A 10598-nucleotide genomic window follows, 5' to 3' on the forward strand; every position below is an offset into this window, starting at 1 on the left:
CAGTTAGAAAAGTTTAAAACGTATAACGTATTACGTATTACGTATAACGTATAACTCAAGTTATGTTAGAGTCGCTTAAAAAAATATTTTCAGGATCAGAAGCTGAAGTGCCGGTGAATTATACTGGGAAGCCTGATATTTCGAGAGAGAAATCTGCCGAATTGTATGATAAATCTAAAGGTTATTTCCCGGGTGGGGTAAATTCTCCGGTTAGGGCTTTTAAGTCTGTACACGGCACACCTTTATTTATCCAAAAAGGAGATGGCTGTTTTGTGTGGGATGCTGATGGGAACAAATTCATTGATTTCTGTGCGTCGTGGGGTCCGTTGATCCTGGGTCACAATCACGCAGGGGTTCGGGAGAAGGTTGTTGAAGTTATGCAGAATGGAATGAGCTTTGGGGCACCGACAGCGCTTGAAAACCAGCTAGCAGAACTGATCTTAAAGAATAATAAATACATACAGAAACTACGCTTTACCAGTTCCGGGACAGAGGCTGTCATGTCTGCGATCCGCCTTGCACGCGGTTATACGAAGCGCGATAAGATCATTAAATTTGAAGGATGTTATCATGGTCATTCGGATTCATTACTGGTGAAGGCTGGTTCTGGTCTGGTCACCTTTGGCGAAACTTCCTCTGCCGGTATTCCAAAAGCTTTCGCAGATGAAACTATAGTTGTTCCGTTAAATAGCGATGAAGCAGTTAAAGCTGCATTTGAACAATTCAGTGATCAGATCGCTGCCGTGATTATTGAGCCGGTTCCGGCAAACAATGGCTTACTGCTTCAAACAAAAGAATTCCTGGAGTTTCTGCGTGCTATTTGTACAAAAAATAATACCCTGCTAATCTTTGATGAAGTCATCTCAGGCTTCAGGGTTGGTTTCGAAGGCGCTGCCGGGTTCTACCAGATAAAACCAGATATCATTACATACGGTAAAATTATCGGCGGCGGTCTGCCTGTGGGTATGTACGGATCTTCTGTCGAGATCATGGAAATGATTTCCCCTGACGGACCGGTATACCAGGCCGGTACCTTATCGGGAAACCCGGTTGCTATGGCTGCTGGTATTGCCCAGCTTACTGAATTATCAAAATCGAGTTTCTACAAAGACCTGAATAATAAAGCTCAGGAATTTACAGAATCTATACAGCGTTTTGCTACTGCACGGAATTATAAGTTTAAGATCTTTTCGATCGCATCAATTTTCTGGTTTGCATTTACTGATCAGGAGGCGATTAGTTCTGCAGATCAGATTGAATCGTCAAGCATGGAGAAATTCAAGGTTTTCCACCGTGAGTTATTGAACAGAGGCGTTTACCTTGGCCCATCGGGCTATGAAGTAGGCTTTGTGTCTTCTGCACATTCAAAAATTGAGCTGGAGAAAGCGAAACGGGCTATTTTCGAAAGTCTGGATTTTGTTTTCCGGGGTGCAAGAGCTGACTAAGATGAGAAGGCCGCTGATCATATTTTACTGTCTCGTTGTTTACATGACCTTCCAGCTTGTTTGGTGGGGAACGTTATTGCTTGCAGCAAGGCCAAACAGTAAAGGAATGATTGTGGGAGAGGCTGCAGTGTTTCTTTTTATCGTTCTTGTCGGGGCATATTACATGCATAAGACTTTAAGCAAAGAGCGGAAACTGCACCAGCAACAGAAGAACTTTCTTTTATCCGTTACTCATGAGCTGAAATCTCCGCTGGCATCCATTAAATTATACCTCCAGACTATTTTAAAGAGAGACCTGGAAAGGGAGAAGCAAAAGGGCTTTATCAATAATTCTCTGAAGGATATCGAGCGGCTTGACGACCTTGTAGAAAACATGCTAATGGCAAGCCAGATAGAAAGCAACTCCTACTCGTTTCCAAAGGAAGAGTTCAATTTCTCCGACCTTGTAAAGCAGGTGGCAGAAAGGCTCCAGGTGCATACCTGCAGCTCGCAGATCATTATGCCTGAAGTTGAAAAGGGGATCAAGATTTTTGGAGATAAGTTTGCTCTGACGTCAATGGTTACTAATCTGGTTGAGAATGCCGTAAAATATTCACCGCCATGTGCTGAGGTTAAAGTTAAATTGTTTAAGAAAAATGGCGAGGTGCATTTCGTTACAGCAGATTCAGGCATAGGCATCAGCGATCTGGAAAAAACGCGTATTTTTGAAAAGTTCTACAGGGTGGGGAGTGAAGATACCCGGAAAACCAAAGGCACTGGTTTGGGTTTATTTATTGTGAAACAAGTACTTGATAAACATCAGGCGACTATAAAAGTTAAAAACAACCAGCCTTCGGGAACAGTTTTCGAAGTCATATTCAATGCACATGCAAACTAAACAACGAATTCTACTGGTAGAAGACGAAGATCATCTTCTGGAAGCTATCAAACTAAATCTGGAACTGGAAGGATACAAAGTTTCAACAGCGACCGACGGTAAAAAGGCCCTTAAGATCTTTAAGGAAGAGCGTTTTAATCTGGTAATACTTGATGTAATGCTGCCGGAGATCGACGGTTTCCAGGTAGCTGAGACCATCCGTCTTGAGAACTCGGAAGTACCAATAATGTTCCTAACTGCGAAAAATACCAGTGAAGATCGTGTTATGGGTCTTAAGAAGGGAGCAGATGATTATCTGGTTAAGCCTTTCAATCTGGAAGAACTGATTCTTCGGGTAGGAATACTGGTAAGAAGGAGCATGAAAGGTGATGATCTAAAAGAACTGAATTCTTATAAGATCGGAGATAAAACCATTTACTTTAATTCATTCGAATTAAAGGATGACGATGGTACAATAACTCCCCTGACTAAAAAAGAGACCATGTTGCTGAAGCTGCTTATTGAAAGACGTAATGAGGCAGTATCCCGTGAGCAGATTTTGGAAACGGTTTGGAATTATGATGTTTATCCTTCAACTCGTACTATAGATAATTTTATCCTGACATTCAGGAAGTACTTTGAGCCGGATCAGAAAAATCCGACCTATTTTCATTCAATCCGGGGAGTTGGATATAAATTTACAGACACCCACTAAAAAATGTTCACTAAAAGGGCCCGATTTTGGGTTATTGGAGTTGCCGTATTTCTGCTGGGCTGGACGATCAGCCAGCAAGCGTATGAAATTACAGCTATTATCGGCATAGGGATAGCCCTACTTATCTGGGGCTACTTTCGCGAAGGTACAGTGGTTATGGCAGCCCGTGAATTCCATGCAAAGAACTACGATGGGGCAGAAGAGCTGTTAAAGGAAATTGAAGATCCTGACAAGCTTGGAAGGCATCGCAGGGGCTTTTATGAGTTCATATATGGAAATGTCGAACTTCATCGCCACAATTACGACGAAGCCGAAAAACATTTTCAAATTGCGAGTAATTTCCCATTAAGGAATCAGAACGACAAAGCGATCGTGCATGTACATCTGGCAAACCTTAATCTTCGTAAAAAAGATTATGTACGCGCAAAAGCCTATGTGGAAAAGGCAAAATCGTATAAAATTACCTCCAGAGTAAAGACAATCATTGAAAAGATAGAATCTGAAATTAAAAAAGCATAGTGAGTCAGAACAACATACAAAACAGCCTTTTTTTAAGCGCAGCATTTTCTGAAAAGACAGAACGCCCGCCGGTTTGGATGATGCGGCAGGCAGGCCGTTTTATGCCCGAGTATTGGGAAATAAAGAATAAATATTCATTTCTGGAAATGTGTAAAACGCCGGAAATCGCCGCTGATGTGACAATGCTGCCGGTGGATCTTCTGGGTATAGACGCTGCAATTTTGTTTTCTGACATCCTTGTAACAGCTGAAGCCATGGGCGGTGAGCTCAGTTTCACCCAAGGTGTTGGTCCCAGGTTTGCAAATCCGGTGCGAAACCAATCTCATGTAGATGCTTTGCTTACCGACGTAGACGACAGGCTTCAGTATGTTGCAGATGCTATCAAAGTTATCCAACAAAGGCTGAACGGAAGTATCCCACTGATCGGTTTCGCAGGAGCACCATTTACTGTAATGAGCTATCTTGTAGAAGGTGGTTCATCCAAAGATTTTAAGTTGACTAAACTCCTGATCCACAATCATCCGGAGCTAGCACATCAGCTCCTCGCCAAGATTGCCAAGGTTACTATTGATTATCTGAATTTACAGATTGCTGCCGGTGTGAACGCCGTGCAGCTATTTGATAGCTGGGCACTTGCATTGTCATGGGATGACTATACCGAATTTTCGCATAATTATAATAAGGAGATCATCTCCAAATTAAACCGCAAGGATATTCCAGTTATCTCTTTCTGCAAAGGCAGTTCAGTTTTCGCACCATTGATGGCAGATGCGCAACCTGATGTCATCTCAGTGGATTGGAATGCAGACCTGCTTGATATTAAGAAAAAACTCCCTGCGGGTATTGCTGTGCAGGGAAACCTCGACCCGCATATTCTATACGCAGACAAGAAAGTGATTAAAGAAAGGATCCACAGGCTGTTCGAAAGAATGCGCGGTGAAAATGGCTTTATCTTTAACCTGGGCCATGGGATAATGCCGGATATTCCGTTTGATAATGTGAAATATGCAATAGAGGTCGTAAAAGAATATAGGTATTGAGTTGAAACTTGAAAGTGGAAAGTTGAAAGCGGCTGGGCGGACAGGCTTAGCGATAATGAGGCCCTATTGATGATTTTATTTTCGTTTAGCCTAATCCCTAAAGCCTAACACCTAACACCCCATGACCTACCTCTACCTCAAATCCCTCCACATCATCTTCGTCGTTAGCTGGATGGCAGGATTGTTCTACATCGTGCGGCTCTTTGTTTATCATGTAGAGGCTAACGATCGTCCGGAGCAGGAAAAGGTGATCCTGCAGCGGCAGTTTGAGATCATGCAGCACAAGCTTTGGTATATAATAACCACACCGGCAATGGTCCTGGCTGTCCTGGCTGGAGCAGGAATGGTGTATGTAAATCCTGATCTACTTTCGATGCCCTGGATGCACGTTAAGCTGACTTTTGTAGTAGGCTTACTAATTTACTATTTTATCTGCCAGAACATCATTAAGCAGTTAAAACAGGGTACTTCCACATGGACGTCAACTCAGCTACGTATTTGGAATGAGCTTGCGACAATTTTTCTCGTTGCTATAGTGTTTACAGTGATATTAAAAAGCGCTATTGACTGGATCTATGGGCTGGTTGGACTGGTGTTGTTTAGTGTGATCATTATGTCGGCAGTGAAAATTTATAAGTACTATCGTTTGAAGAAGTAGGTTTAATTGAAATCCCCTTTTTTACCGCAGAGTTCGCAAGATTGGAGTAGAGCTCTCATATTTTTACCGCAAAGTGCGCGGAGTTTTGCGCAGAGTTCGCAGAGGAATTATTGCCGTTAGCTAGAGCTGTTACTCTTCTTAAAACTATTAAGCCTGGATCCGCTATTTTTGCTCGATTAAGATATGACAGAAAACGATATCTCCACTCGTATTATTGGAACTGCCATTGAAGTCCATTCGGCCTTAGGCCCCGGCTTACTGGAAAGTTCTTACCAATTGTCTAAGCCATGAATTGAAACAATGTGGTCTCTTTGTTGAGGAGGAAAAAGTAATGCCGTTGGTGTTTAAAGAAGTTATCCTTGACTGTGGTTATCGAATTGATCTACTTGTTGAAAAAAGAGTTGTGGTTGAGATCAAAAGCATTTCGGAAATAAGAGATATTCATTTGGCGCAAACCCTAACTTATCTCAGGATGGGTGATTTTAAATTAGGCTTGCTCCTGAATTTTAATGTAGTGTCAATGAAAGATGGTATTAAACGAGTTGCAAATCGCCTTTGATCTTTGCGTCCATCACCTGCCGGAGGCAGGAAAACTCTGCGTCCTCTGCGCAAAACTTTGCGCCCTCTGCGGTAAAAAAAAGCTCTGTGGTGAGGTGTTTTTTGGTTTTGTTTTCCCCTGTTGCAACCATCCTAAACTATTTATCATCTATTAATAAACCCTATCCCAATGAAAAACCTATTCAAACTATCCTCAATCATTTTAGTATTCCTTTTCGCCAGCTGCGACAAAGAAACAACCCTTAACTTCAGCCTCGATGGCACCTGGGAACTGCGTTTTGTAAAAGGACAGCCCAACAGTGATATTTACGTTTTTAAGGGAAAGAATTTCGAACGAACAACAGCGTCAAAACCCTCTGGTAGCGGTACATTCGAAATTGATAATATTACTGATAAAGATCGCGAGTCTGGGGTGGTGTACCCATACAGAATAACCTTTGTTATAGACGGCAGTAAGCTCGGCACCTACATAAAGGTCAATGACAACTCAATTGTAATGTCGAGCGGGCAAGCCGGGTTGGATGAAACTAACTTCATTTATGATAGGGTGAAATAGGGGTGATGCCCGTCGTTGAACATCTGTAGTCTTTTTCACCCTCTATTGATTGATATACCTATCTTTGCTTCTGCGTTTTTGGCAGCCCTATGCTAGCAACGTATCGTAAAGAGCCTAATGAAGAAGACCTGTTTCCTGTTATTATTGATTTTCTCCCTAACCAAACTCCAGGGACAAATCCTAAACGACAGCCTTGAATATCGTATCCGTCCCGACAGTTTGAAAACCGGGGAGCTTCATTTAAGCGTTCATAATTTCAACTACATGCGGAATTATGAATATTTCAACAAGATCCAGGATGGCCACACTCTGTTCGGCGGGCAACTGGAGCCGCAACTGCTTTATTACGCGCATCCCCGTTTATCCATTTCGGCGGGTGTACATTTACGCAAAGATTTCGGGGGCCGCGGTATTTACAGGACATTCCCGTTGTTCTCCGTGAAATATCAGAAGCATAATACCACGCTTATTAACGGAGTACTTGAAGGGAACATTCATCACCGGATGATTGAGCCGATTTATGACTTCGAGAAAAAGATCACTGAGCCTGTAGAATACGGGACCCAGTTTATCATAGAAAATAAGTCGTTCTTCCTCGATGCATTTATTAACTGGAAGCGGATGATCTACAAGCCATCCCCCGACCAGGAGCAGATCCTTGGCGGGGCTTCCATGGCTATAAGCCTGGTAGATAATACAAAATTAAGCTTATCAATTCCCGTGCAGCTTACCGTTTTTCACCAGGGTGGGCAAATTGACGTAACGAATGTACCCTTACAAACCCTGGTCAATAGCGCACTGGGATTTAAATTGAAGATTCCTTTGCAGGGATTTGTAAATGCTTTCAGATCCGAGAATTATTATACCCATTTCAGAGACCTTTCTTTTACTTCTGTGCAAGCTTTTTCAACTGGTGGCGGATGGTTCCTGAACAGCGGGATAGATACTAAATATGGCTCATTGTTAGGAACCTATTGGAATGCGGACAAGTTCATATCCACTCAGGGAATGCCGATATATCAATCCGTTTCTCAACATATTAAGCATGCGGGATATACTGAAGCACATCGGAGATTATTGATGATCAGGTATTCGTATCAGAAAAGGCTGATCCCCAATCTTTACCTTGATTTCAGGTTTGAACCCTTGATGGATTTAAACAGGCCAAAGGGCAAAAAGAAGATCGAGTTTTCTAATTCGTCCTTCCTGGTTTACAGGCAGGAATTTCGGCTGCTTAAAAAAAGTAATCGGTAATCGGTAATCAGGTAATCAGTAATCAGTAATCAGTAATCAGTAATCGGTAATCAGGTAATCAGTAATCGGTAATCAGGTAATCAGTAATTACGACGTCTGACGACTCGTAGATCAGAAAATGAATAGGGCGGCGAGAGCGGCAGCAGCAGGCAAAGCCTGAACGAATAGGATGGATTTTTGCACGGAGACGGCACCGTAAAGACCGGCTACGATAACACAACCAAGAAAAAAAATTGCAACGTTCTCTGACCATATTTGATCTTCAATAATCAGGGACCAGATCAATCCAGCGGCTAGAAAACCGTTATAGAGGCCCTGATTAGCAGCCATAGATTTTGTTTTTTCAAACATTTCGGCCGGCATGGATTTGAATGTCCGTCTTCCGGTCGTGGTCCAGGCGAACATTTCTAGCCATAGGATATAAAGGTGTTCAATAGCAACAACAACGATTAGGATTTTAGCGATGAGGTTCATTTTAAGGAGTTTGTATGAAGATAGCGAATTTCATAAGAATGCCTTTATAACAAAGAAGGTATCACCCCGAAAGTGGAATGTCATTAAGTTAAGAGATTGGAAGAGTTAGACTGGATAAGATGCATCATAAAAATGATAAGGAGGTTCCAGCTTTCGCTGGAATGACAAATGTTTTGAGGTAATTGGGAGATTCCAGCCTCCGCTGGAATCTGTGGGCGACCTTCTTATAAACGATAAGGTTATTTCATTCATTCTTTTCCATACGATATTTCGGGGATGGTATTTTTAGGAATGAATGAATACTTCGTTCACATGCTCACTTATAAATATCATAATGTTTTGTACATCGGTTTTACTAACAATATCCGGAGAAGAGTCTACGAGCATCATCGAAAGCTCGTTTATGGATTCACAAGTAAGTTCAATTGCATTATTCTGGTATGGTATGAAAAATTCACTGATGTAAACTTAGCTATCTAAAGAGAAAAGAAGTTAAAGGTCTGGCTACGATACTGGAAAGATGAGTTGATTGAAAAAAATAATCCCAACTCGCATGATCTTGCCGCAGATTGGTTCGTTAGAGTTAAGCAGTGATGTGCTCAGTTTCCAGCGAAAGCTGGAATCTCCCCTGTCTCCCCCAACAGCGCTGTCATTCCAGCGAAAGCTGGAACCTCCGGATCCTTAACTTGACGGCATTGTTCGACGGTGCCAGACGTGTATATAGAAAAAGCGATATCTCTTTTAAGACCCGAAAGTGGTCACATATTATCCACAAATATATTCAACCACTTTCCGGGTCGTTATATGACCGCCCTTGGGATCATGGCGAAAATTCTCAACTGAGAAGGACGCGGATAGCTGATGTTTGAAGACTTTTTGGATGGACCCGTATGCCTTATCAGTCTATATCCTCATAAAGCCGAAGACGATTTTTCAAAGACGTTACTTCTGTTTGAAGATCATGCAGCCTGTCGAGTAAGTGATCGATGGTATCAATGCCTTCGACGTTTATATCCAGTTCCCTGTGCAAACGGAGCATTCGTTCAAGCCTTTCGAGCTGATCCGCTTTGATGAATTCAATTTTTTCTACGGTAACAGTTTCCAGCAATCCAAAATCACAAAGATTGCGAATAAAGGAGAACTCTATATTATGATGTATACAGAATTCATCGGTTGAAATCAGGTTTTGTCTTGCCATTTTTTTAACTACCAGGTTCAAAAATCTGTTTGAATAGTTCTTTCTGCTTTTCGGTTAGTCCTGTTGGGATTTTTACGGAATAGGTGATATAAAGATCGCCAAATTGTGTTTCTTTTTTATAAACCGGAAATCCTTTACCTTTCAGTTTAACCTTTGTTGAATTCTGGGTTTCCGGACTCACTTTTAGTTTTACTTTTCCGCTTAGCGTATCAATGGTAATATCGCCACCGAGCACTGCAGTTTTCAGATCGATTTCCACTGTTTTGTACAGATCATTTCCGACACGTTTAAAATCTGGGTCGTTAGCAATTGCAAATTTAATGTACAAATCACCTGCCGGACCTCCATTGGTTCCCGGACCGCCATGCCCTGTAATTTTGATCGTCTGCCCGTTTTCGATCCCAGCAGGGATCGTAAGTCTCAGGTTTTTGCCGTTGACTGTGAGAGTTTGCTTTTGGGAAGTATAAACATCCCGCAGATTCAGACGAAGCTCTGCATTAAAATCCTGGCCCTTAAAGTTGGCCTGCCTTTGTTTACCTCGTCCGAACATAGAACTGAAAAAATCTGAATAGTCATCGCCGCTAAACCCGCCGCCAAACCCTCCACCGAAATCCTGTTGGCCCCACGACTGCTGCTGACGTTGCTGTGATTGTTGTGCTCCCTGAAACTGATCGGCATGTTTCCAGTCCTTACCGTATTGATCGTATTTTTTTCTTTTTTCCGGATCACTTAATACTTCGTTTGCCTCATTGATCTCCTGGAATTTCTTTTGTGCATCCTTGTCGTTTGGGTTTACGTCGGGATGATATTTACGGGCCATTTTACGATAAGCCGCTTTGATGTCCTTGTCAGAAGCAGATTTTGTTATGCCAAGTGCCTGGTAGTAGTCGACGAAAGCCATGTGTAATAGTAGTGATTATGGTTGTAATACAAATATATATAAGTTTTGATTTGTCAGCTCGTGCCGCTGACATGGCACATACTTTTTGCTTTAGGTGACCGTTGCACAACTAACATCGGTTGATAATTCATGTTTTTCTAAAAAGGCACTTTTCCTGAAATTAGATCATGCAGGGAAAGAAAAAATATCAAGAAAAGCTCTTCCTCAATTTTCAACTTTCTTCAGCTGTACCTGAGGACAATTTCTACAGGAGATTAAATCAGATAATCGACTTCAGCTTTTTATATAAAGCAACGAATAAGTATTATGGTTCAGAGGGCCAGCGTAGCATTGATCCGGTTGTATTTATGAAGCTTATGCTGGTTGGTTATTTGGAGAACTGCAATAGTGATCGTCGTATTATAGCGATATCCAAACTGCGTCT

The 10598-nt window shown here is 42.0% G+C and carries 13 protein-coding genes and 1 pseudogene; 11 read left to right on the forward strand and 3 right to left on the reverse strand.

The features are described from left to right. Positions 1–62 precede the first annotated feature (62 nt). The 9 genes and pseudogenes from hemL to B5X60_RS15975 all read left to right on the forward strand — a co-directional run bounded on the left by hemL (position 63) and on the right by B5X60_RS15975 (position 7601). Entirely contained in the window at positions 63–1445 is a 1383-nt protein-coding gene (gene hemL, locus B5X60_RS15935; protein WP_170878478.1) for a glutamate-1-semialdehyde 2,1-aminomutase, read from the forward strand. 1 nt (position 1446) lies between these two features. Continuing rightward, a complete protein-coding gene (locus B5X60_RS15940; protein WP_079703724.1) occupies positions 1447–2322 on the forward strand; it encodes a sensor histidine kinase in 876 nt (291 codons plus the stop codon). Then, positions 2312–3016: a response regulator transcription factor gene (locus B5X60_RS15945; protein ID WP_079703725.1), complete on the forward strand. Its 705-nt coding sequence runs from the start codon at positions 2312–2314 to the stop codon at positions 3014–3016. The genes B5X60_RS15940 and B5X60_RS15945 overlap by 11 nt, the downstream gene beginning before the upstream one ends. Before the next feature lie 3 nt (positions 3017–3019). Beyond that, positions 3020–3535, forward strand: coding sequence for a tetratricopeptide repeat protein (locus tag B5X60_RS15950; RefSeq protein WP_079703726.1), 516 nt, complete (start codon positions 3020–3022; stop codon positions 3533–3535). Positions 3536–3549: 14 nt separating this feature from the next. After that, positions 3550–4575, forward strand: coding sequence for a uroporphyrinogen decarboxylase (hemE, locus tag B5X60_RS15955; RefSeq protein WP_079703744.1), 1026 nt, complete (start codon positions 3550–3552; stop codon positions 4573–4575). A gap of 121 nt (positions 4576–4696) precedes the next feature. Beyond that, the gene (hemJ, locus tag B5X60_RS15960) at positions 4697–5233 is read left to right on the forward strand and encodes a protoporphyrinogen oxidase HemJ (protein ID WP_079703727.1); all 537 of its coding nucleotides are present in this window, start codon (positions 4697–4699) and stop codon (positions 5231–5233) included. Between the two features lie 183 nt (positions 5234–5416). Next, a pseudogene (locus B5X60_RS15965) lies at positions 5417–5792 on the forward strand (GxxExxY protein). Between the two features lie 168 nt (positions 5793–5960). After that, on the forward strand, positions 5961–6347 hold the full coding sequence (locus tag B5X60_RS15970) for a hypothetical protein (RefSeq protein WP_079703728.1): 387 nt from the start codon (positions 5961–5963) through the stop codon (positions 6345–6347). Between the two features lie 117 nt (positions 6348–6464). After that, entirely contained in the window at positions 6465–7601 is a 1137-nt protein-coding gene (locus tag B5X60_RS15975; RefSeq protein ID WP_079703729.1) for a hypothetical protein, read from the forward strand. A gap of 111 nt (positions 7602–7712) precedes the next feature. Here B5X60_RS15975 and B5X60_RS15980 read toward each other — a convergent pair whose 3' ends face one another. After that, positions 7713–8075: a DUF1304 domain-containing protein gene (locus tag B5X60_RS15980; RefSeq protein WP_079703730.1), complete on the reverse strand. Its 363-nt coding sequence runs from the start codon at positions 8073–8075 to the stop codon at positions 7713–7715. 312 nt (positions 8076–8387) lie between these two features. Between B5X60_RS15980 and B5X60_RS18670 the strand changes: the two genes are divergently transcribed. Continuing rightward, the gene (locus B5X60_RS18670; protein WP_407641469.1) at positions 8388–8555 is read left to right on the forward strand and encodes a GIY-YIG nuclease family protein; all 168 of its coding nucleotides are present in this window, start codon (positions 8388–8390) and stop codon (positions 8553–8555) included. Positions 8556–8973: 418 nt separating this feature from the next. Here the strand turns inward: B5X60_RS18670 and B5X60_RS15990 are convergent, their stop codons facing one another. After that, the gene (locus tag B5X60_RS15990; RefSeq protein ID WP_079703731.1) at positions 8974–9273 is read right to left on the reverse strand and encodes a chaperone modulator CbpM; all 300 of its coding nucleotides are present in this window, start codon (positions 9271–9273) and stop codon (positions 8974–8976) included. A gap of 4 nt (positions 9274–9277) precedes the next feature. Then, positions 9278–10174: a DnaJ C-terminal domain-containing protein gene (locus B5X60_RS15995; RefSeq protein WP_079703732.1), complete on the reverse strand. Its 897-nt coding sequence runs from the start codon at positions 10172–10174 to the stop codon at positions 9278–9280. A 167-nt stretch (positions 10175–10341) separates the two neighbouring features. On the opposite strand from B5X60_RS15995, the gene B5X60_RS18395 reads away from it, so the two are divergent. Then, positions 10342–10598: transposase (locus tag B5X60_RS18395; RefSeq protein WP_139377511.1), on the forward strand; the 257-nt coding region annotated here is incomplete at its 3' end.

Origin of the sequence: Daejeonella lutea (assembly GCF_900168015.1) — a bacterium.
Classification (GTDB): Bacteria; Bacteroidota; Bacteroidia; order Sphingobacteriales; family Sphingobacteriaceae; genus Daejeonella; species Daejeonella lutea.

Bases quoted from the DNA above. Each gene is read 5' to 3' on its own strand.
- B5X60_RS15990 (WP_079703731.1), bottom strand. From the start codon at position 9,273: ATGGCAAGACAAAACCTGATTTCAACCGATGAATTCTGTATACATCAT.
- hemL (WP_170878478.1), top strand. From the start codon at position 63: ATGTTAGAGTCGCTTAAAAAAATATTTTCAGGATCAGAAGCTGAAGTG.
- B5X60_RS15940 (WP_079703724.1), top strand. From the start codon at position 1,447: ATGAGAAGGCCGCTGATCATATTTTACTGTCTCGTTGTTTACATGACC.
- B5X60_RS15975 (WP_079703729.1), top strand. From the start codon at position 6,465: ATGAAGAAGACCTGTTTCCTGTTATTATTGATTTTCTCCCTAACCAAA.
- B5X60_RS15970 (WP_079703728.1), top strand. From the start codon at position 5,961: ATGAAAAACCTATTCAAACTATCCTCAATCATTTTAGTATTCCTTTTC.
- hemJ (WP_079703727.1), top strand. From the start codon at position 4,697: ATGACCTACCTCTACCTCAAATCCCTCCACATCATCTTCGTCGTTAGC.
- B5X60_RS15950 (WP_079703726.1), top strand. From the start codon at position 3,020: ATGTTCACTAAAAGGGCCCGATTTTGGGTTATTGGAGTTGCCGTATTT.
- B5X60_RS15980 (WP_079703730.1), bottom strand. From the start codon at position 8,075: ATGAACCTCATCGCTAAAATCCTAATCGTTGTTGTTGCTATTGAACAC.
- B5X60_RS15945 (WP_079703725.1), top strand. From the start codon at position 2,312: ATGCAAACTAAACAACGAATTCTACTGGTAGAAGACGAAGATCATCTT.
- B5X60_RS15995 (WP_079703732.1), bottom strand. From the start codon at position 10,174: ATGGCTTTCGTCGACTACTACCAGGCACTTGGCATAACAAAATCTGCT.
- B5X60_RS18670 (WP_407641469.1), top strand. From the start codon at position 8,388: ATGCTCACTTATAAATATCATAATGTTTTGTACATCGGTTTTACTAAC.